We start from the raw sequence: 22,601 nt of genomic DNA, 5'->3' as shown, positions 1-22,601 counted from the left end.
GCCTCCGGTTCCATCTGCCGGCTAGGGCGTAGTCGTCGTGGTTGAGTTACCGGTCGTTCCGGTCGTGCCGGTTCCGGTCGAAGTCGATTTGACGGAACTCTTGCTCCCCCCGAGGCCGGTTACGGCGCCGCCTGTTGCAGTGATCGGGGGGACGTGGTCATAGATGAATTCCCACTGGCTGTACTTTTGCTTCTTCTCGAAGTCCTGCGGATGCAGGTCGAAGGGGAAATTTCCCTGTTTGACCGGGTCCTGCGAGCTCGTCGATTTCACGCCGACGATCTTCCCTTCCACCCGGATCACGTCCCACTCCTTGCCTGTGATGGGATCGATGAGGCAGTAGGGTCTCAGGTAACGCTCCTTGGAAACGCTGTTGGGATCGCGCAGCAGCGCCTTCAGGTCCGTGGGTCCGGTAACCGCCGTAGGTGCTGCGGGCTGGGCGCCCGCGGCGGGTGTGACGCTAGAAACGAGCTTCCCGTCCACGACCTTCACCTTGTACCACTTGCGCAGCGCATCGCGGACCTGCGTGCCGCGGGAGAGGAGCTCCGCCTCGCGCTCGCGCTTGGCCGAGGTGCTCCAGACCGCGGCGGCCCTGGTGGCCATGACCCCTACGATCATGACCATCACCAGGGCGCCGATATAGGTGAAGCCCCCCTTGGACCGGAGCACCCTGGGCATCATTTCTTCCTCGAGACGATCTCCCTGGCCTCTTCGATGAGGGTTTCCGCGTTCAGCCCGAAATACTTGAGGAGTTCGTCAGACTTGCCGGAGGTACCGAAGCGGTCGTACACGCCGACGCGCTTCATGAGGGTCGGGCAGGTCTCGCCGAGGAACTCGGCAACCGCGCCGCCCAGGCCTCCGACCACGGAGTGCTCCTCGGCGGTGATGACGGCGCCGGTCTCACGTGCCGCCTCTTCCACGAGTTCCTTGTCGAGCGGCTTGATGGTGCCGATGTGCAGCACGCGCGCGGAGATCCCTTCAGCTTTAAGCTTCTCGGCGGCGATGACCGCCTGTGCGGTCATGAGGCCGGTGGTGATGAAGGTAAGGTCGGTGCCGGGAACGACGACGACCCCTTTGCCGATCTCGAACTTGTGACCCGCCGGGAAGACGCTCGGCACCTTGTTGCGGCCAAGGCGCACGTAGACGGGCCCCTTGTGCGCCGCGGCGGCGCGGATGGCCCCCTTGGTCTCCTCGCCGTCGGCGGGGACGATGACGGTCATGTTCGGGATGGCGCGCATGATGGCCACGTCCTCGACGGACTGGTGGCTTCCCCCGTCCTCACCGACGGTGACGCCGCCGTGGGTGGCGACGACCTTCACGTTCGCCTTCGGGTAGGCGAGCGCCTGCCGGATCTGCTCCCAGCCGCGGCCCGCGGCGAAGATGGCGAAGGTGGAGAGGAAGGGGATCTTGCCTACCGAGGCAAGACCTGCCGCGGTCCCCACCATATTGGCCTCCGCGATCCCCATGTTGAAGAAACGGTTCGGGAATTTCTTGGCGAATACGCCGGTCTTGGTGGAGCCGGAGAGGTCGGCGTCGAGCACCACTATCTTATCGTTCTCGCCCCCCAGCTCGGCCAGCACCTCGCCGTAGGCGTCCCTCGTTGCGATCATAGTCGTGTTCCTTTCTAGTAAGCCCCTGCCACCATGTTCCCTCCCCCGGAGGGGGAGGGTCAGGGAGGGGGAAAGATTTCGGTATCTTAGTCGAAGCAGCCAAGGCACTTGAGCGCCTCGGGAAGCTCTTCGTCGTTGGGGGTGACGCCGTGGTAGGACGCCTTGTTCTCGAACAGGTGCACGCCCTTGCCCTTCACCGTCTTGGCGACGATGGCGGTCGGTGCGCCCTTGTGCGCCTCGGCGGCATCGAGAGCGGCGATGATCTGCCCCATGTCATGGCCGTCGATCTCGATGACGTTCCAGCCGAAGGCCTTGAACTTGTCCGAGATAGAGGAGACGTTCATGACCTTGGAGACGTCGCCGTCGATCTGCAGGCCGTTGGAGTCGATAAGGGCGCAGAGGTTGTCGCTCTTGTAGTGGGCTGCGGCCATGGCGGCCTCCCACACCTGCCCTTCCTGCAGCTCGCCGTCGCCAAGGACCGCATAGACGCGGTTATCCTTGCCGTCGAGCTTCAGACCCAGTGCCATGCCGTTGGCCATCGAGAGCCCCTGGCCGAGGCTGCCGGTGCAGACGTCGACGCCCGGGGTCCCTTTGCTGTCCGGGTGTCCCTGGAGGTGGCTTCCGAGGCGGCGCAGCATCATCAGGTCCTCGGAGGGGAAGTAGCCGCACTCGGCCAGGGTCACGTAAAGCGCCGGAGCGGCGTGTCCCTTGCTGAGCACGAAGCGGTCACGCCCGTCCCAGGTAGGCTCCTGCGGGTTGTGGCGCATCTTGTTGAAGTACAGTGCGCACACCATGTCGATGGCGGAGAGCGACCCGCCGGTGTGCCCGGACTGCGACTTGTGCAGCGTCTTCACGATGGCGACGCGCAGGCGTCTCGCCTTTTCCTCCAGATCTGCAATCTTTTCTTTCACGAAGGTTCCTTTCAGGCTGGCTTTTTATTTGTCCTCGCCGGTGATGAGGTAATCGAGGATAACCTCATCCAGGCTGCGATTGGCTGGCGTTGTAGGGGGTGTGCCCTTGGGCGGTTCCGGTGCCTGCGGTGCGGCGGCCGGTGTCTGCTGTGCGGCGGCCTGGGTCTGGGCGGCCTGGGCCTGCGGCGCCGGTTCTTCCGGGGCTTGCGGTGCGACTGCCGGCTCCTGCGGCGCCGCCGCGGCCTCTGGGATCCGGGCGTCGAACTCGCCGTTTTTCAGGCGGCGCATCATATCCTTGTGCTGCTCTTTCATGATCGATTCGACCACCGCCTCCAGCTGCTCCACCTTGATGATGTCGGCGTAGCTGGTCTTGGCGGAAGCGATGATGGTTCCTTCACGGTAGAGCAGGGTGATTATGTGCGGGTTTGCCTTGCCGCTGTCCTCGGTCTGGACGTGGAAGAGAACCCCTTTGTACCTGATATTGTGGTTGAATCCCAAAACCATGAGCGCCCTCTACGCCAAATGGCGTACCTCGCTGGCACGTTAACACAGGGTGCTCGGCGTTGCAAGCGATAGTTGCGGACGCCGCGGGCCTACGATATGGCAAAAAAGCGTTTATTTTGCCAGCAGTTCCTTGATGCGCGCCACCGCCTCCATGGCGTCCTTGGCGTAGAGGTCGGCGCCGATCTCGTCGGCATACTGCTGGGTCACCACCGCGCCTCCCACCATGGTGAAGCTCTTCACCCCTTCCGACTTCAAAAGGGTCACCACCTTGTCCATCTGGGCCATGGTAGTGGTCATGAGCGCGGAGAGCCCCACCGCGTCCACCTGGTGCTCGCGCGCCGCGTCGAGGATCTTGGCCGCCGGGACGTTCTTGCCGAGGTCGATCACCTCGAACCCGTTGTTCTCAAGGAGGGTCACCAGGATGTTCTTGCCGATGTCGTGGATGTCCCCCTCGACGGTCGCCATGAGGATCTTCCCGATGCTCTTCAGCGCGCCGGTGGCGAGTTCGTTCTTGAGACGGGCGAAGGCGGCCTTCATGGTGTCCGCGGAGACCATGACCTGCGGGAGGAAGAAGGAGCCGTTGCCGAAGCGTTTGCCCACCTCGTCCAGGCCGACGAGGAGCGCCTCGGAGCTGATCTCCATCGGGGTAAGCCCTTGGGCTAACGCCTCCTCTACCAGGGCGACGACACCTTCCAGCTCGCCGTTGATGACCGCCTTGGCGAGGCGACCGCGGATCCCCTCCGGTTCCACGGCGGCTTCGACGGGGGCGCCGGCAGCGGCCGACGCGGGCTGGGTCGAGGCGGTCACCGCCAGCCCCTTGTAGGCGTCGATGTAGCCGGCGGCGTTCACGTCCTTGCCGAGGAGCACCATGGCGCTACGCCAAGCCGCCATCATGGGCGCCTCCTTCACGTTCACGATCGCCGAGGTGAGACCCGCGGCGAGCGCCATGGAGAAGAAGGTGGAGGAGATGAGCGGACGGCAGGGAAGGCCGAAGGAGATGTTGGACACCCCGAGGGTCGTGTTGAGGTTCAGCTCACTCACCTTACGCACCGCCTCGAGGGCGACGAGTCCCCCCTTCGGCTCCGCGCTCACGGTGAGGGTGAGGCAGTCGACGACGATGTCGCTCCGCTTGATCCCCATTTGCGCGGCACGCTCGGCGACCTTCTGCGCCACGGCCACCCTTCCGTCAGCCTCGACGGGAATGCCCGCCTCGTCGAGGGTGAGGCAGACGACGGCGGCGCCGTACTTCTTCGCGAGCGGCAGCACGGCGGCCATGCTCTTCTCCTCGCCGTTCACCGAGTTGATGAGCACCTTGCCGTCCGCGGCCTTGAGGCCACGCTCCAGCGCCTCGGGGGAAGAGGAGTCGAGCACGAGCGGGGTCTGCACCGCGCCGGTGATGCAGAAGACGGCGCGCTCCATGGCGGCCGGCTCGTCGATACCCGGGGTGCCGACGTTCACGTCCAGGAGGGTCGCCCCGAGTTCGGTCTGCTCCAGCGCCTCGCGGCGGATGTAGCTCACCTTCCCTTCCCGGAGTTCCTGCGAGTAGAGCTTCTTCCCGGTCGGGTTGATGCGCTCGCCGATGAGCGCGGCCGGGTGTTTGGCACCCATCGGTGCGAAGGAGCCGCGGCTCGAGATCCAGGTGGTGCCGTCATCCTCCTTCGGGACGAAGGGGGTCTGCTTTTCGGCGAGGGCGTCCTTGATGGCCCTGATGTGGGCGGGGGTCGTGCCGCAGCACCCGCCGATGACGCGCACGCCGAGGCCGATCATGCGATCGTGGTAGGCGGTCATCTCGTCCGGTGTGCCGGGGAATACGGTGACGCCGTCTTTCAGGACCGGCAGCCCCGCGTTCGCCTGGGAGATGAGCGGAAGCGAGGTCACCTTTCTCATGGCGCAGAGGATGTCGTAGATGCCGTCCACGCCGAGGCCGCAGTTCGAGCCGACGAGGGAGGCGCCGGCAGCCTCGAGGGTGATGGCCGCCGCCTCGGGCGGAGAGCCGAGTACGCTTCTTCCCTTCTCCTCGAAGGTGAGCATGGCGATAACCGGGATGTCGGCAGAGAGGTCGCGGATGGCGATGAGAGCCGCGCGGATCTCCTTGATGTCGAGGAAGGTTTCCAGCGAGATGAGGTCGGCGCCGGCGTCGATGAGCGCCTTCGCCTGTTCCTGGAACATGCCGTACGCCTCGTCGAAGCTCATGTCGCCGACCGGTTCCACGAAGCGGCCGGTGGGGCCGATGGAGCCCGCCACGTAGGCGTTTTCGCCGCAGACCTCGCGGGCCAGGCGCACCGCCTCCGCGTTGATGCGGGTCACCTGGTCGCCCAGGCCGTAGTGCTCCAGCTTCGCCTTGGTGCCGCCGAAGGTGTTGGTGACGATGATGTCGGCACCCGCCTCGAGGTAGGCGCGGTGCACGCCGGCCACCACCTCGGGGGCGGTCAGGTTCATCTCCTCCGGAGACTGCCCGGGTTTGAGCCCGCGCTCCTGCAGCATCGTCCCCATGGCGCCGTCCAGAACCAGCACCCGCTCCTTAACCGCCTGCATAAACGGCATCTTCATCTTAACCCCCAGGAAACGTTCAACGTTCTACGTTCAACGTTCAAAAAATTTCTTCCCTCCGGCCCGCCCCAGTGCCGCTGATGCAGCGCAACCGGTCAAGCCAGGAGCAACCTCAATGGCGAACGTTGAACGCTGAACGTTGAACGTTATTTCTTTTCCAGCGTGAAATCCGGTGCGATCGGGGTGGAGAGGTCGAGGTGCCCCTTGAGTTCCTTCACCGGCTTGCCGTCGATCAGGAACTGCACACCTTTCACCTGCGGGAAGTTGGCGGCCACGGTGTCGACCACGGAATACACCGCGGTCATCTCTGCGGAACTCCCCTCGGGAAGCCCCTCCACCAACTCGTGGGAGAAATCGACCTCGGCCAAATCCCCCTTCAGGTGCGCCCCGAGCACCCGCGCATTGTTCGGCAGGCTCGGCGCGAGACTCCCCAGGGGCCCCACCACCAGCTCGTCCACGACGCTTGCGACCATGTCGTCGGTGGTATCCTCCACGGCGATCTCACGCCCCTCCCGGGCAAGACCGGACCCCTCCTCGTTACCGAAGAAAAGGGTCACCACCCGCGTGTCGGGAGCCTGCTCGGTCTGCTGAGGCACCTCGGCCGGCTGGCTTGCGGTCCGGTACTTGCGCAAGACGAGAAGCCCCACGACGATGGCAAACACCAGGAATGCGACCAGGAGGACGCCTTTGGCCTTGTTAGTACGTCTCTTCACCGTCCTCGCCCTCCTGTTCCTGTTCCAGGCTCACCTGATAAACGTCCCCCAGTTCGCCACCGAGGAAACGGTTGCCGACCCTGATGAAGCCGGCCGGGATGTCGGTCACGTAGAAATGGTGGTTGCCGCGCTCGCACTCGGGACGCAAGAGTCCTTCCTCGGAGAGGATCTGCGCCACGGTACGCGCGGTCTCGGCGGCGGAGTCGACCAGGGCCACTTCCGGCCCCATCACCTCGGCGATCACTTCCTTCAGGATCGGGTAGTGGGTGCAGCCGAGCACCAGGGTGTCCACGCCCTGACGTTTCAGGTCCTCGAGGTAGATGCGCGCCGTCATCCTGGCGACCTCGTTGTCCACCCACCCTTCTTCGGCGAGCGGCACGAAGAGCGGGCAGGCGCGGTTCACCACCTCGATGTCCGGGTTGATCCTCTTGATGGCCTTGGTGTAGGCGGAGGAGGCGACCGTAGCGGCGGTACCGATCACGCCGACCTTCCCGCTTCTGGTGGCGGCGGCAGCGGCGCGGGCGCCCGGCTCGATCACCCCCACGATCGGGATGTCGAACTCCTGCTGCAGCGCGGCGAGCGCCACGGCGGAGGCCGTGTTGCAGGCGACGACCAGGAGCTTTATGTCGCGGTTCAGAAGGTAGCGCGCGATCTGGCGCGAGTAGCGGATCACCGTTTCCGGCGACTTGGTGCCGTAGGGAACGCGGGCGGTATCACCAAGGTAGATGGTGTCCTCCTGCGGGAGCGTGTGAATCACTTCCTTCAGGACGGTAAGACCGCCCACGCCGGAATCGAAGATGCCGATTGCTTTCCAGGCCAAAACTGTTTTCTCCATTCATTTATACTGGGGCGGATTCTTCGCCGACCCGCACGAACTGTCCACCCTGACCCTCTCCCTCGGGGAGAGGGTCAGGGTGAGGGCGTTGCCCACAGGTGATTTCTCGGCGCGTTGCGAATCCCTCACCCGCCCTCCGGGCACCCTCTCCCGGGGGGAGAGGGACTATAGAAAGGGGAACCGGTCCGTCCACCGTAGCGCTTTTGGCGAAGGTTGGATGTTATTAGATTTTTAGAGGGAGTGTCAAGGTTTACGTCCAGCGGAGAGGTCAGGAAGCGACGAAGAGCATGACCAGGGGAGGAGCCAGGAAAACCGCGGGGAGCAGGTTCCCCACCGGGACCCGTTTCACCCCGAGCATGTCGAGGCCGATGGCGAGGATCAAAAGCCCACCGACGGCATTCATCTCCTGCACCACGGCGGGGGTCATGATCTGCTGGGCAAAGGACGCGGAGAGGGTGATGGCGCCCTGGTAGGCGAAGAGCGGCAGCGCGGAGAAGAGAACCCCGATCCCGAGGGTGGAGGCGAGCGCCACCGAGGCGATGCCGTCCAGAGCGGCCTTGGCGTAAAGGATGTCCGGGCGCGATCCGAGACCGTCCTGCAACGCCCCCATGATGGCCATGGCGCCGACGCAGTACAAAAGGCTCGCGGTGACGAACCCCTCGGCCACCTTGCCGCTTCCCTTGAAACGGTCGCCGATCCAGTTCCCAAGCGCTTCCAGGCGCGCCTCGATGCCGAAGAGTTCGCCGATGATGCCGCCGCCGATGAGCGAACCGATAATTATCAACGGCTGCTGACTTTTCAAAGAGAGCTGCATGCCGATAAGTAGTACTGCGAGCCCGACCCCGGACATGACTGTACCCCTCACACGACTGGAGATGAGATGTCCCGCCTTGATGCCGATAAAGCCGCCGATGACGATTGCCGCCGCGTTTGCCGCCGTTCCTTGCATGATCATCGCGCCAAGATAAGGCAGGTGTCGGCGTCAAGGCAAGCAAAAAGCTGGCTCACACGCCTTGCTGAGGCCAAGGGGTCATACTTTAACCACAAGGAAATGGTTCCTACGCTCCAGCGTGGGAACGTAATCGTCAGACGCTCCCGCGTCTTGTACTGCTGACGCTGGACCGTCCAGGGCTTTCGTTCCCACGGTGGACCGCAGGAACGATGCCGCTGCATGTCTCGCCGTTTGGCGTGAGCATACAAAAATATAACTACATTCTGGATTGACATTCGAATTCGAATCTGCTTTTATATGCCACCTTTTTGAATACATAATTAAACCCTCAGAAATTAAAGAGAAATTGGTTTTACCAATAGAGCTGCACCTGTTTTATTATCGCAATAAAATTTCCACCATTTGTTTTAGTCTCGGTAAAAAACACCCCACTAAAGGAGAAGAAATGGAAGCTCGGAAATTCAGGAAGGTGATGGCAGCCAACCGCGGGGAGATCGCGATCAGGATCTTCCGCGCCTGCACCGAACTCGGCATCAGCACGGTTGCCATCTATTCGGACGAGGACAAGCTCTCACTGCACCGTTACAAGGCGGATGAAGCCTACCTGGTAGGAAAGGGGAAAGCCCCCATCGACGCCTACCTGGGGATCGACGAGATCATCGCGCTCGCCAAGAAGCGCGACGTCGACGCCATCCACCCCGGTTACGGCTTCCTGGCCGAGAACGCCGAGTTCGCCGAGAAGTGCGAGGCAAACGGCATCGCCTTCATCGGACCTACCGCCGAGATGCAGCGCGCCTTAGGCGACAAGGTCGCCGCGAGGAAGGTGGCGAAGGCCGCCGGCGTCGCTACGGTCCCCGGCACCGAGGAGCCCATCGTCCACGAGGAGGACGCGCTCAAGTTCGCCAAGAACCACGGCTACCCGATCATCATCAAGGCTGCGGCGGGGGGCGGCGGGCGCGGCATGCGCGTCGCCACCAACCAGAAAGAACTCCTCGAGGGACTGCAGTCGGCCTCTTCCGAGGCGAAAGCAGCTTTCGGCGACCCCTCCGTCTTCCTCGAGCGCTACCTGAAAAACCCGAAGCACATCGAGGTGCAGGTCTTAGGCGACGGCTACGGGAGCCTCGTGCACTTCTACGAGCGCGACTGCTCCATCCAGCGCCGCCACCAGAAGGTGGTCGAGTTCGCGCCGTCGCTCGCCCTTCCGGGCGACACCCGCTTGGCCCTTTGCACCGACGCCCTGAAGATCGCCAAACAGGTAGGGTACCGTAACGCCGGCACCGTCGAGTTCCTCCTCGACGAGGAAGGGCGTTACTACTTCATCGAGATGAACCCGCGCATCCAGGTCGAGCACACGGTGACCGAGATGATCACCGGCCGTAACCTCGTGCAGGCCCAGATCCTCATCGCCGAAGGGAAAAGGCTCTCCGACCCGGAGATCAACATCCCGAACCAGGGCTCCATCGAGATGCGCGGCTACGCCATCCAGTGCCGCATCACCACCGAGGACCCGACCAACAACTTCGCCCCCGACTTCGGCACGCTGACCACCTACCGCTCCTCGGCAGGCTGCGGCGTCCGCCTCGACGCGGGCAACGCCTTCACCGGCGCGCAGATCACGCCGCACTACGACTCGCTGCTCGTCAAAGTGAGCTCCTGGGGCCTCACCTTCACCGAGGCGGCGCACATCATGGATCGAAGCCTCCAGGAATTCCGCGTGCGCGGCGTGAAGACCAACATCGGCTTCTTGGAGAACGTGATCACCCACCCGGTCTTCCTGGCGGGCGAGTGCAACACCTCCTTCATCGACCAGCACCCCGAGCTCCTCGTCATCCCCGAGAAGAAGGACCGCGCCAACAAGGTGCTGAACTTCCTGGGCGACGTGATCGTGAACGGCTCCGCCGGCGTCGCGAAACCGCTGCGTTCGGCCGAACTCATCGAGGCCTGCGTCCCGCAGATCGAACCGTTCGCGCAAAAGCCGAAGGGGACCAAGGACATCCTGCGCGAGAAGGGGGCCGAGGGGCTCGCCAAGTGGGTTCTCGAGCAGAAGAAGCTCCTCCTCACCGACACCACGATGCGCGACGCGCACCAGTCGCTGCTCGCCACCCGCGTGAGGACCTACGATCTCCTGAAGATCGCCGAGCCGACCTCGCACCTCGCGAGCGACCTCTTCTCGCTGGAGCTTTGGGGGGGCGCCACCTTCGACGTCTCGATGCGCTTTTTGAAAGAGGACCCGTGGCAGAGGCTGCACGCCCTCTCCGAGGCGATCCCGAACGTCCTCTTCCAGATGCTTCTGAGGGGAGCGAACGCGGTCGGCTACACGAACTACCCGGACAACGTGGTGCAGCGCTTCGTGGCCCAGGCCGCCGAGAGCGGCGTCGACGTCTTCCGCGTCTTCGACTCGCTCAACTGGACCCGCGGCATGCAGGTCGCCATGGAGGCGGTGCAGAAGTCGGGCAAGATCTGCGAGGCCGCCATCTGCTACACCGGCGACATCTCCGACCCCACCCGCACCAAGTACCCCCTCTCCTACTACGTCTCGATGGCGAAGGAACTGGAGAAGATGGGGGCCCACATCCTCGCCATCAAGGACATGGCGGGCCTTTTGAAGCCGTACGCGGGGTACCAGCTCGTGAAGGCGCTGAAGGACGAGATCGGCATCCCGGTGCACCTGCACACCCACGACACCTCCGGCAACGGCGGCGCGCTCCTTCTCATGGCGGCGCAGGCCGGGGTCGACATCGTCGACGCGGCGCTCTCCTCCATCTCCGGCCTCACCTCGCAGCCCAACCTGAACGCCCTGGTGGCGACCCTCAAGGGAACCGAGCGCGACCCGCAGGTGGACGAGCGCGGCATGCAGCAGCTCGCCAACTACTGGGAGACGGTGCGCGACTACTACAGCCCCTTCGAGTCCGGGCTTAAAAGCGGCACCGCCGAGGTGTACCACCACGAGATCCCGGGGGGGCAGTACTCGAACTACAAGCCGCAGGTCGCGGGCTTGGGCCTCATCGAGCGCTGGGAGGAGTGCAAGGAGATGTACCACAAGGTGAACCTCCTCTTCGGCGACGTGGTCAAGGTCACCCCTTCCTCCAAGGTGGTCGGTGACATGGCGATGTTCCTCGTGAAGAACAACCTCGAGCCCGAGGACGTCTTCGCCCCCGGCGCGGACTTGGCATTCCCGGAATCGGTGGTCGGCTTCTTCAAGGGGATGATCGGCCAGCCCTACCAGGGCTTCCCGAAGGAGCTGCAGAAGATCATCCTCAAGGGGCAGGAGCCCATCACCTGCCGTCCGGGCGAGCTCCTGGAGCCTGCCGACTTCGAGAAGGAGCGCGCGACCGCCGAGGCGAAGGTAGGCCACCCTGTGAACGACGAGGAGCTCATGTCGTACATGATGTACCCGAGCGTCTACGTGGAGTACGCGAAGCACCGCCAGGAGTTCTCCGACGTCTCGGTGATCCCGACGCCGATCTTCTTCTACGGTCTCGAGCCGGGACAGGAGACCTCCATCGAGCTGCAGCCGGGCAAGACGCTCATCGTGAAGCTGAACGCCATCGGCAAGACCCAGCCCGACGGCACCAAGAAGATCTACTTCGAACTGAACGGCAACGCGAGGAGCGTCACCGTGCGCGACCAGTCGGTGCAAAGCGACGAGGCCGGCCACGAGAAGGCGGACAAGTCGAATCCGAAACAGGTCGGGGCTCCGATGCCGGGCAAGGTGATCAAGCTCAACGTGAAGCCGGGGGACGCGGTCAAGGCGGGGGACATCCTCGCGGTCACCGAGGCCATGAAGATGGAGACCAACATCAAGGCCAAGGAGGACGGCTGCATCGCCGAGGTGAAGTGCAAGGAGGGCGGAAAGGTGGAAAAAGAGGAGCTCCTTTTCGTTTTATCCTAAAGCGGCAAGGCCAAATGCACGCGAAAGGGGGGCACGAGCCCCCCTTTTTTTTCGCCCGGCCGCCAAAACCTTGGCGACACAGCAATAACGCCCTTTTACGCCGCCTAAAATTTAGGCAATTTGCTAGAAATATCCGGTTTGTTGCCAATAGTCCCCTTTCCCGCCCATTTCTCCACATACTTTTCCACAGGTCACGTGGATAGAAGAGCATCATCCAGCAACGCTCCGCACCGTAAACATCCCTAAGGCCTTGATAGTTGTCCACTTTGCCCGGACAAAACGAGTTCCCGACATTTCCTTGACGTTTTTGTCTCCCGGCCGGGTGCCGCCCCCACTGGTGCCGGGCAGGAAACCGTGTCACATCCCCCTGCGCAGGGCGGCGATTTGACACCCTATAATAAGTACGCTTTTATCTCTCACAAAAAGAAGGTAGAATCATTACCCCGTCGCCGAATTTGCTCATAGAGCGCGTTGTCATTTCTCACGGAACGTTTATAAGTTTTGCTGTGACTGGCTTTTGCCGGTCTTGAGCTGGCCTCTTGTGCGCCAATCGGAGTTCGTGTGCTTTTCAACAGCATGAAAACCAAGATGACGCTTGCCGTCTTCCTCATGGTCGGCGTACTGATGTCGGCGACCGCCGTCACCTCCCTGCTCTTTTTGCAAAGAACCTTCAAGCAGAACATCTCGCAGCAGCAGTCGATACTACTCGACTCTTTGGGCAACCAGATCGACGACCGCATCTTCGACTTCACCGCCGAACTGGGCCACCTGGCCAGTACCCTCCCCCCCGACATCCTGGAACACCCTAAAAAGGCGCAGCGTATTCTGGACTCCCAGATCAGGCAGCGCCCGTTCTTCGACAACTCCCTGTTTCTCTTTTCCGAGAAGGGGATCCTCGTCGCGGCCACTCCCCATGACCTCAACTACATCGGCCGGGATTTTTCCTTCCGTGAATATTTCAGGGAGACGGTGAGGCTGCGCAGAAACTACATCTCCGGCCCCTTCGCCTCTCTGCAGCGCCAGAGTCGGCCGATCATCATGTTCACCGTCCCCCTTTTCGGTCCGGGACAGAAGCTGATCGGGGTGCTGTCCGGCAGCATCGACCTGCGCGAACAGCATTTCCTGCGCTCCCTCGCCTCGCTGAAACTCGGCCCGAACGGATTCCTGTCCCTTTACGACGCGCACCGCAACGTGCTCATGCACCCGGATAAGAAGCGGGTGCTGCGCCGGGACCCTCCCGGCCGCAACGAGATGCTGGATCGCGCCCTGGCCGGTTTCCAGGGAACCGCCGAGACGATGACGCAAACCGGAATCCCCGTGCTCAGGTCGGTGAAACGTCTGAAGTCCACCGGGTGGGTACTAGCGGTCAGCTATCCGCTTGACGAGGCGTACGGGCCGCTGCGTACCGCCAGAAACTACCTGCTCGCCGGTTCGCTGGCGGCGGCGATCCTGTCGCTGCTCATCGTATGGCCCTTCATGCAACACCTCACGAGGCCGCTCGTTTCCTTCACGAGGCATCTGGAGCAGCTTCCGGCCATGGGGGAACTCGCGCAACGCCTCGCCCCGGTGACCTCGGAGGACGAGATCGGGCAGATGTCGCGCACCTTCAACCGGATGCTGCTCGAACTCGAGCGCTCGGCGGATTTCTACCTCACCCTCTTCGAGAATTTCCCCGCCCTGATCTGGCGCGTCGGCACCGACGGCGAGGCCAACTACTTCAACCACACCTGGCTTGAATTCACCGGTCGCCCCCTGGAGAACGAATTGGGAGACGGCTGGACCGAGGGGGTCCATCCCGAGGACGTGGCAGAGTGCGTCTCGATCTACCGCAACGCTTTCGCCCTGCGGGCACCCTTCCAGATGCAGTACCGGCTGAGGCACCATAGCGGGAACTACCGGTGGGTCGTGGACATGGGAAGGCCTTTCAACGGGCTGGACGGGAACTTCGCCGGGTACATCGGGACCTGCTACGACGTGACCGACCGGCTCGAGGCGGAGGAGGCGAGAAGGGCACTGGAACACCAGCTGACCCAGTCCCAGAAGATGGAGGCGATCGGCACGCTGACAGGCGGGATCGCGCACGATTTCAACAACATCCTGACCGCGATCATCGGGTACAGCACCATGATACAGCTGCAGCTCGAGCCCGAACACCCCATGCAGGCGAAGGTGGCCGAAATCGTGCGCGCCTCCGAGCGTGCCGCGAGCCTCACCCGCAGCCTGCTCGCCTACAGCCGCAAGCAGGTGAGCAACCCGGTTCCGGTCGGCACGAACGCCATTCTCTCCAACGTCCAGGCGATGCTGCGACGACTGATCCCGGAACATATCGAGTTCAGGATGCAGCTTTGCCAGGAGGAACTCTCCGTACTCGCCGATGCGGGCCAGATCGAGCAGGTCGTGATGAACCTGGCCGTGAACGCGCGGGACGCCATGGCCAAAGGGGGGATCCTGCGCATCAGCACCGATCCGATCATCCTGGACCAGGAGTTCATCGACTCCCACGGCTACGGGGAGCCGGGCAGTTACGCCCTGATCACCGTCGCAGACACCGGCACAGGGATGGACGAAAAGACCCGTGACCGTATCTTCGAGCCGTTCTTCACCACGAAGGAGCCGGGCAAGGGGACCGGCCTCGGGCTCGCCATGGTGTACGGCATCGTGAAGCAGCACGGCGGCTTCATCAACTGCTACAGCGAGCTCGGGCACGGCACCGTGTTCCGGGTGTACCTTCCGCTGATCGACCTCCCTGCGGGAAGCGAGAGTGCGCCAGAAGACCAGGCGGTGCGGGGTGGGGACGAGACCATCCTTCTCGTCGAGGACGATGCGGTGATCCGGGACATGGTGCGGGAGCTTTTGCAGGATTTCGGGTACCGGGTGATCACCGCGGTGGACGGGATCGACGCGGTGGAGAAGTTCAAGGTGGCGGGAGACCGGATTGCGCTGGTGATCCTGGACGTGATCATGCCGCGCATGAACGGGCGCGACGCCTACGAGGCGATAGCCGCCATCTCTCCCGGGGTGAAGGCGATGTTCATGAGTGGGTACACCGCGGACATCGTCACCGACACGCTGACCAAGGGGGACCCCCGCCACTTCGTGTCGAAGCCGATCAAGATCAACGAACTACTCGGGAAGGTGAGGGAGATACTGGACGAGGCTTAAACGGACGTTCAACGTTCAACGTTCAACGTTTTACGGCGGGCATCCGGCATTCATGTCGTCTGGATACGGCTTACGCAGGTGGGAGCTCCCCTCGCCCTCCGGGAGAGGGGCGGGGGTGAGGGCGCCGGCGGCTGCGCCAGGAGCTCTTCCTGGCACCTTCTTCACCCGAGCGGAAAAGGGGACAGGCACCTGCGGAGCCAGTCCCCTTCCGGCGCAGAAGCGAGAGGGGTTTTCAACGTAGAACGTAGAACGTAGAACGTTTTTTAGACTTCCTTGACCGCCGCTATGAGCTGGGCCAGGGTGAGCCCCTGCTGCACCGGCTCGGCGAAGGGGCCGGCACCGGCACGGTACAGGTCGAAACGCGGCGCGCGCCCGGCCTGGTCGTTCACCAGACGCGAAGCGACGATCCCCGCCTGAGCGAGCTGCGGCTGGGCGCAGCAGTTCGGACAACCGGAAATGGCCCAGTTCAGGGCCAGCGCCTCCTCGCCAAGCTCCGCCACCACGGCGGCCGCCACCTCCCGGGTCGGGGCAAGCCCCATGATGCACTCGTGGCTCCCCGGGCAGCACCGGAAGACCACCCGCTCCGCCGCGCTCTCTCCGGCAAACCCGGCCTGCGCCAGGGCCTCGCGCGCCTTCTCCCGATCCGCCCCCTCTACCACGTGCATCACCACGGTCTGGTTCCCGGTCACCATGAGGACCCCTCCGCAAAACTGCGCCGCCACACGGGCAAGGGCGGCGAGACCTTCAGCCTGAAGCTCCCCGGCAAAGACGTGCGCCTCGAGCCGATCCTCGGAATGGGCGGGTACCGGCACCAGGCTTCCGGTCAGGGTGGGAACGGTGGTGAGCTCCTCGAGCGCCCCTTCCCCCATCACCCTGCGGCGGAACTCCTCCTGCCCGATCTCGCGCACGAGGTGCTTCAGACGCTTGGGCGGCGGGGTGTTCGCCTCGTACTCCCTTAAAACGTTCTCGGTCAGCGGGATGAGCGCGTCCTCCAAAACCCCCTGCGCCAGCAAAAAGCCCGGGGTCGGTTCGCGCCCGAGCCCGCCGGCGGCGTAGACGTCGTAGCGCGACCGCTCGTCATCGGAGGGGACCGGGATGAAGCAGAGGTCCTGGATCAGGTGCCTGCGGCTTGCCGTGTCCGCCTCGACGCCGATCTTGAACTTCTTCGGGAGCCTTTCGAAGCGGGGGTTACCGGTGAAGTGCCGGTGGATCTTCCTGACCAGCGCTTCCAGGGCGGGGGCTCCGGCTGCGGAGAGGCTGCCGCAGATGACGCCGCGCACCGCGCCCCCGCAGGCGCCGCGGTTGTACAACCCGACCTGGGCGAGCTGGGCCGCGACCGACGGGAGCGCCTCCTCGGAAAGCCAGTGCAGCTCGATGCTCCCCCTCGTGGTGAGATGCACGAGGCCGCGCGCGTGGACCCCGGCTAGCTGCGCCACCTTTTGCGCCTGGTCGGCGGAGATGATCCCGGCCGGGAGCTTGACGCGCTGCATGAAAAACTCCTTCTGGCGCTGGGGGTAGATCCCCTCCAGGCGCAGGTTTCTGTCTATGGACATGGGTTTTGTCTCCTGTACGTTAAAAGCCGGCGCAGCCGGCATGGTCACGGATACTACAGGAAAAGCGTCAGGTACGGCAACGAAAAAGGCTTCAGTGGATGTCACCCCCCGCCGATGAGAAAGGTGCGCCGGAGAGGCAAACGACGGCGCCGCCCAGAAACACGCCGATGCGGGTTTGGACCTATGACCGAATTCCCAGAGCAGCCTGAAATACTCGTCGTTGACGACAGCGCCGCCATACGCAGCTACGTGGTTGCCCTCCTCTCCCAGGACGGTTACCGGGTGCGCGAGGCGGTGGACGGGGCGAGCGCCCTCGTCGCTTTGACCAGCGCTCCTCCGGACGTGATGCTCCTCGACGTCGAGATGCCGGGGCTCTCGGGCCTCGACGTGCTGCGCGCGCCCCCGCTGCACGACCGCATGTACTCCGTGATCCTCTTCACCTCCCAGGGGACCCACGAGCAGATCGCCGCAGGCCTCGACCTTGGGGCCGATGACTACATCGTGAAGCCGTTCCAGGAGATCGACCTCCTCGCCCGCATCCGTGCCGCCGTGCGCAATACCCGCCAGAAGACCGCCCTCACCAGGGCGCGACACGAAATTGAGCAGACCCTCGCCAAGCTGCAGAAGACCCAGAGGAAACTGGTCGAACAGGAAAAAGTGGGTGCCGTCGCACGCCTTGCCGCCGGGGCCGCCCACTACATCAACAACCCTTTGGGGTTCGTGATGAGCAACCTCTCGACCCTGGAGCGTTACGCCTTCGCCCTGCAGCAGCACGCAAACGCGCTCACGGACCTTTTGCGTGCCGCCGACCCCGACTCCGCCCAGGCGATCCTGCAACTGGAAAAGAAGCACCGCCTGCGCCAGATAAACCTCGACCTCCCCGCCCTCTTGTACGAGACGAGGGAGGGGGGGCAGCGTATCGCCCTCATCGTGCAGCAGATGGCGCAGTTGGAACTGGGCCTTGCGAACCAGGCGATGCAGGAGTTGGAACTCGTCGGCCTCATGAAGCCGCTCGTGGACATGATTACGGTGCTCACCCCCCCGGGAACCCAGGTGCATTGGTCCCAGCCCGAGCACGGCGTCTTCGTGCAGGGGGCGCTCACCCTCTTGAACACCGCGCTGGTCGCCCTTTTGAAAAACGCCTGCGAGGCGCTCGGCAGCGCCCCGGGCACCATCAACGTCTCGGTCGCCGCGCAGGGCGAACTCGCCGAGATCGTCATCGCCGACAGCGGACCCGGCATCCCGCCGGAAAACCTCCCCTCGCTTTTCGATCCCTTCTTCACCACCAAGGCCCCTGACAGCCACGTAGGCCTCGGCCTGACCATCGCCCAGCGCTTCATCGCCGGGCACGGCGGGCGCATCCTCATCTCCAGCGACGCCTCCGGAACCTGCGTTCGCGTCGAACTCCCCCTCTCCCGGCACCTCGCCGGCGCGACCACTCTGAATTAAAAGACTTTAACCTTTTCATTCCGGCAAGTTAGCGCAATATTCCTCTTAAGAAAACAGCGTTTTTTCCGATGGGAAGAGCAAGCGGGATGGAGACTAGTCTCGTCACGCGAAGTCGCCCTACGCCCTCTGCGGAGCGCAAGCAATGAGGATCAAGACCAAGATATCGGGGCCGGTATTCCTGCTGGTGTCATCGCTTATGGTGCTGCTCACCCTGGCGGGGTACCGCTACCTCTCCCACGCACTGACCGAGACCGTGACGCGGCAGCACGCGGCGACGCTGGCCCTCGCCTCGCGCTACATCGATGACGAGCTTTTGCACTCGCGGCAGATGCTCGATCTGATGGCCAAGGGAATCGACCCCGCCCTGCTCGAAGACCCGAAGAAGATGCAGCAGGCGCTCGACCAGTTCCGCGCGGCGCGCACCTTTTTCAACGGCGGGCTGGAGGTGATCGATGCGGAAGGGCGCAGCATCGCGCAAAGCCCCCGTACGGCACTGAGCCCGATCAAGAAGGGGAACAGCTACGTCGCCTTCACCCTCGCGACCGGCAAGCCGTACATCTCCGCCCCCTACTTCTCCTCCGTCCCCCCCAAACACCCCCTGATCAGCTTCGGGGTCCCCATCCTGCGCGCCAACGGCAGCGTGGCCGGGCTCTTGGCTGGACATCACGACCTCTACGAAGACGGCAGAACCGACCGGGCGCTCCACACGGTCGGAAAGCGCGGGCGCCTGCTGGTTATGGAGAGAAACCGCACCATCGTCTGGCATCCGGACCAAAGCCAGGTGATGTCCTACCTGACCCCCGGGGAGAACCCTGCCATAGACGACGCGCTGCAGAGAAACGTCATGGCCGGCGGCGAGACCCGGGACGCCGCGGGAGAGACCTGGATCACCACGGCCCTTCCGCTGAAAAACGCGAACTTCATCGTGGCGGTGCAGTACCCCGAAGCGGAGGCGTACGAACCGCTCAGGGAGGCGCGCCTTTATTTCGCCGCGGCCCTCTTCATCATCCTCATTTTGACCCAGGTGACGCTATGGCGCCTGATCCGGCACGTCACCGAACCGCTCGCCCGGCTGGTGAACCACGTCGGCACCCTGAGCCAAAAGAAGGGGCCTGAACGGCTCGTATCCATAGCGACCGGCGACGAGCTGGAGCACCTGGCGCTTGCGGTGAACGACATGGTGATAACCATGGACAAACGGCAGGAAACCCTGGAGGAGAACCAGGAGCTCTACCGCATCATCGCCGAGTTCACCTCGGAACTCGCCATACTCACCAACCCCGACGGCTCGCTGCGCTACATCTCCTCGAACTGCGAGTCGCTGACCGGCCACACCGACCGCGAGTTCCTGGCCGACCGCGGCCTTTTGGAAAGCATCATCCACCCCGAAGACCGCGAGCTGTGGTGCAGAAGCGGCAACTGTGCGGACCGGGACAAGCCGGCGTCCCCGGTGGAGTTGCGCCTCAACACGAAGAACGGGGAGCAGCGCTGGTTCAAGTACACCTGCCGGGTGGTGCGCGGCGCCGACGACGAGAACCTGGGCATGCGGGGCAGCTTCAGGGACATCTCCATGGACCGACACCTGGAGGGGATGCTGGAGGAGGAGCGCCGTTTCGTCGAGAGCCTTCTGGAGAACACCTCGACGCCGCTCTTCGTCATCGACAGAAACCACCGCATCATCGTCTGGAACCGCGCCATCGCGGAGCTCACCGGTATGCCGGCGACCGAGATGCTAGGCACCGACCGGCAGTGGGAACCCTTCTACCCGAGCAAACGCCCCACCCTTTGCGACCTGCTCATGTCGGGGGAGACCGACCGGGCCGGCGAGCTCTACCCGACCTACAGCTGCGACGTGGTGATGAAGGGGATCATCAGGGCCGAGGGGTGGTACCACAACCTGAACGGCAGGGAACGCTACCTCTTCTTCGATGCGGCACCGGTCACCAGGGACGGCGAGACCATCGCGGTGGTGGAAACGCTGTACGACATCACCGAGCGGGCCCGCGCCGAGGAATCCCTGCACCTGTTCTCGCAGGCGGTGGAACAGAGTGCGAGTGCCATCGTGATCACGGACGCCCAGGGGGTGATCCAGTACGTGAACCGGAAGTTCTGCGAGGTGAGCGGCTTCGAGAAGGAGGAAGCGCTCGGGCAAAAGCCGAGCATCCTGAAGTCGGGACGGCAGTTGGAGGAAACCTACCGGCAACTGTGGGAGACCATAACGGCCGGGAAGGAATGGCACGGCGAGTTCAACAACAAGCGCAAGGACGGCACCTTCTTCTGGGAGAACGCAACCATCGCCCCGATCTGCGACCAGCAGGGGCGCATCACCCACTTCCTCGGGGTGAAAGAGGAGATCACGGCGAAGAAGAACGCCGAGCGCCAGCTTTTGAAGAACCAGGCGGAGATGGTACTGAAGCACGAGCAGCTCTCGGAGCTGTTCCGGCAGGTGGAGAAGGGGAAACGGGAATGGGAACAGACCATGGACTGCGTCGACGACCTGGTGGCCATGGTGGACAGCCAGGGGCGGGTCAGGCGCTGCAACCGCGCGTTCAAGCAGCTGACCGGCAACTCCTACTCGCGCCTGGTCTCGGCCAACTGGCGCGATCTCATGCAGGGGGCGGGGCTCGACCTTAGCACCCTGGACCGCGGGCAGGCCGAGCTGCAGCACGAGGCATCCGGGCGCTGGTTCACCCTCAGGATCTATCCGTACGGCGAACAGGGATCGCAGGTGATCATGCTGCACGACCTGACCGAAATAAAGCGGGTCTCCGAGGAGCTCATCGTCGCCTACCAGGAGTTGAAGGCGACCCACTCGCAGCTTTTGCAGCAGGAGAAGATGGCCTCGATAGGGCAGCTGGCGGCGGGGGTCGCCCACGAGATCAACAACCCCATGGGGTTCATCTCCAGCAACCTCGGCACCATGGGGAAATACCTCGAGCGGCTGGAAGGATTCCTGGAGGCCCAGTCCGACGGGCTCGCCGCGGCGCCGCCGGAGGCGAGGGAGCGCATCGCCCAGGCGCGCAAGAAATTCAAGGTGGATTACATCCTCGAGGATGCGCGGAGCCTTTTGGCCGAGTCCCAGGACGGAGCGGAGAGGGTGCGCAACATCGTGCAGAACCTGAAGAGCTTCTCCAGGGTGGACGACGCGCAGGCCACCTACGTGGACCTGAACGAATGCATCGAGAGCACCATCACCATCGCCTGGAACGAGCTCAAGTACAAGACCACGCTCATCCGCGACTACGGCGAGCTCCCGCCGGTGAAGTGCCTCCCCCAGCAGTTGAACCAGGTGTTCCTGAACATGCTGGTGAACGCGGCGCACGCCATCGAGAAACAGGGTGAGATCACCGTAGCCACCAGGCGCGAGGGGGATCAGGTCGCCGTCGCCATCAGCGACACGGGTGGCGGCATACCCGAGGAGCTCAGAAGCCGCATCTTCGAACCGTTTTTCACCACCAAGGAGGTCGGCAAGGGGACCGGGCTCGGCCTCTCCATCAGTTACGACATCATCAAGAAACATCACGGGAGCATCGAGGTGGAAAGCGAGGTCGGGGTCGGCACCACCTTCACCATCAGGCTCCCGATAGAGGGGGTTGGCTCAGATGAGTGATCACCAGACCAGGATCCTGTGCGTGGACGACGAGCGCAACGTGCTCCGCGCCCTAGAGCGCATCTTCATCGACGACGACTACGAGATACTCACCGCAGCCTCCGGCGAGGAGGGGCTCGAACTTCTGAACGCCTCGCCGCAGGTGCAGGTGGTGATCTCGGACTTCCGGATGCCGGGTATGAACGGGGTCGAGTTCCTGAAGGAGGTGTTCAAGACCCATCCAGAGACGATCCGTATCGTCCTCTCCGGGTACGCGGACACCGCGGCGGTGGTCGCCGCCATCAACGAGGGGAAGATCTACAAGTTCATCCCGAAGCCGTGGAACGACGACGAGCTGAGGGTGACCGTAGCCAAGGCGCTGGAACATTTCGCCACCCAGCGCAGGAACGAGCAGCTGGCCGAGGAGTTAAGGCGCAAGACGGACGAGTTGAGAGAGCTGAACGCTGACCTCGCGCGGCGGGCCGCCTCTTGCTCCTGCGGTTTCATGCAGGAACACGAGGCGCTGGCGCACGCGGCCGTCATCCTGGACCATCTGCCGTTCGGGGTGCTCGCCCTGAACGGCGACGGCGTCGTGCTGCAGATGAACCGGGAGGCGGCGGATCTTCTGCAGGTCGCCGACGGGCAACTGGTGGGGCGGCGCCTCGCCGAAGCGCTGCCGCAGTTCGCAGACCTCTCCGACGGGCTTTCCGCGTCGACGCCCGGCTCCGGCGCCATCGAGACCGGGGGATACCGGCTGAACCTGCGGCAGTTCCACCCGCCGGGTGACGGTGCGGTGGAGCTGGTGGTCACCATCGCCCGCGCGGCGTGAGGTGACGCGGCGTAAGGCGCCCTCTGCGGCGCACGCGCCCTATGACGCAAACGAG

General features: G+C 63.7%; 14 protein-coding genes. 5 read left to right on the top strand and 9 right to left on the bottom strand.

Annotation, left to right across the window (positions count from 1 at the left end; genetic code table 11):
- Window positions 1–21: 21 nt before the first annotated feature.
- The 8 genes from D6Z24_RS04730 to D6Z24_RS04695 all read right to left on the bottom strand — a co-directional run bounded on the left by D6Z24_RS04730 (window position 22) and on the right by D6Z24_RS04695 (window position 8,069).
- On the bottom strand, window positions 22–675 hold the full coding sequence (locus D6Z24_RS04730; RefSeq protein ID WP_246014559.1) for a type II secretion system protein: 654 nt from the start codon (window positions 673–675) through the stop codon (window positions 22–24).
- Window positions 675–1,607 carry a transketolase family protein gene (locus D6Z24_RS04725; RefSeq protein ID WP_129125368.1) on the bottom strand — a complete coding sequence of 311 codons (933 nt, stop codon included), beginning with the start codon at window positions 1,605–1,607 and terminating at the stop codon, window positions 675–677. Before D6Z24_RS04725 ends, D6Z24_RS04730 begins: the two co-directional genes overlap by 1 nt.
- A gap of 86 nt (window positions 1,608–1,693) precedes the next feature.
- Entirely contained in the window at window positions 1,694–2,518 is an 825-nt protein-coding gene (locus D6Z24_RS04720; protein ID WP_129125367.1) for a transketolase, read from the bottom strand.
- Window positions 2,519–2,542: 24 nt separating this feature from the next.
- Window positions 2,543–3,022 (bottom strand): hypothetical protein, encoded by a 480-nt coding sequence (locus D6Z24_RS04715; RefSeq protein WP_129125366.1) that lies wholly within the window; start codon window positions 3,020–3,022, stop codon window positions 2,543–2,545.
- Window positions 3,023–3,133: 111 nt separating this feature from the next.
- Entirely contained in the window at window positions 3,134–5,572 is a 2,439-nt protein-coding gene (locus tag D6Z24_RS04710; RefSeq protein ID WP_129125365.1) for a homocysteine S-methyltransferase family protein, read from the bottom strand.
- Window positions 5,573–5,718: 146 nt separating this feature from the next.
- Window positions 5,719–6,285, bottom strand: coding sequence for a GerMN domain-containing protein (locus tag D6Z24_RS04705; protein WP_129125364.1), 567 nt, complete (start codon window positions 6,283–6,285; stop codon window positions 5,719–5,721).
- The gene (murI, locus tag D6Z24_RS04700) at window positions 6,269–7,105 is read right to left on the bottom strand and encodes a glutamate racemase (RefSeq protein WP_129125363.1); all 837 of its coding nucleotides are present in this window, start codon (window positions 7,103–7,105) and stop codon (window positions 6,269–6,271) included. Before murI ends, D6Z24_RS04705 begins: the two co-directional genes overlap by 17 nt.
- A 283-nt stretch (window positions 7,106–7,388) precedes the next feature.
- The gene (locus D6Z24_RS04695; RefSeq protein WP_246014558.1) at window positions 7,389–8,069 is read right to left on the bottom strand and encodes a DUF554 domain-containing protein; all 681 of its coding nucleotides are present in this window, start codon (window positions 8,067–8,069) and stop codon (window positions 7,389–7,391) included.
- 448 nt (window positions 8,070–8,517) lie between these two features.
- Here D6Z24_RS04695 and D6Z24_RS04690 point away from each other — a divergent pair, with 448 nt between their 5' ends.
- On the top strand, window positions 8,518–11,964 hold the full coding sequence (locus tag D6Z24_RS04690; RefSeq protein ID WP_129125361.1) for a pyruvate carboxylase: 3,447 nt from the start codon (window positions 8,518–8,520) through the stop codon (window positions 11,962–11,964).
- Between the two features lie 561 nt (window positions 11,965–12,525).
- Window positions 12,526–15,126 carry a cache domain-containing protein gene (locus D6Z24_RS04685; RefSeq protein ID WP_129125360.1) on the top strand — a complete coding sequence of 867 codons (2,601 nt, stop codon included), beginning with the start codon at window positions 12,526–12,528 and terminating at the stop codon, window positions 15,124–15,126.
- A 263-nt stretch (window positions 15,127–15,389) separates the two neighbouring features.
- On the opposite strand, the gene D6Z24_RS04680 is transcribed toward D6Z24_RS04685, so the two are convergent.
- Window positions 15,390–16,679: a nitrite/sulfite reductase gene (locus D6Z24_RS04680; protein ID WP_129125359.1), complete on the bottom strand. Its 1,290-nt coding sequence runs from the start codon at window positions 16,677–16,679 to the stop codon at window positions 15,390–15,392.
- 183 nt (window positions 16,680–16,862) lie between these two features.
- On the opposite strand from D6Z24_RS04680, the gene D6Z24_RS04675 reads away from it, so the two are divergent.
- From D6Z24_RS04675 to D6Z24_RS04665, 3 genes are all read left to right on the top strand, one after another.
- On the top strand, window positions 16,863–18,128 hold the full coding sequence (locus D6Z24_RS04675) for a sensor histidine kinase (protein WP_129125358.1): 1,266 nt from the start codon (window positions 16,863–16,865) through the stop codon (window positions 18,126–18,128).
- Between the two features lie 142 nt (window positions 18,129–18,270).
- Window positions 18,271–21,738, top strand: coding sequence for a PAS domain S-box protein (locus D6Z24_RS04670; RefSeq protein ID WP_129125357.1), 3,468 nt, complete (start codon window positions 18,271–18,273; stop codon window positions 21,736–21,738).
- A complete protein-coding gene (locus D6Z24_RS04665) occupies window positions 21,731–22,546 on the top strand; it encodes a response regulator (protein WP_129125356.1) in 816 nt (271 codons plus the stop codon). Before D6Z24_RS04670 ends, D6Z24_RS04665 begins: the two co-directional genes overlap by 8 nt.
- Window positions 22,547–22,601: the final 55 nt, after the last annotated feature.

Source organism: Geomonas oryzae (assembly GCF_004117875.1).
Classification (GTDB): domain Bacteria; phylum Desulfobacterota; class Desulfuromonadia; order Geobacterales; family Geobacteraceae; genus Geomonas; species Geomonas oryzae.
This window is presented reverse-complemented; position numbering and strand designations above follow the sequence as displayed.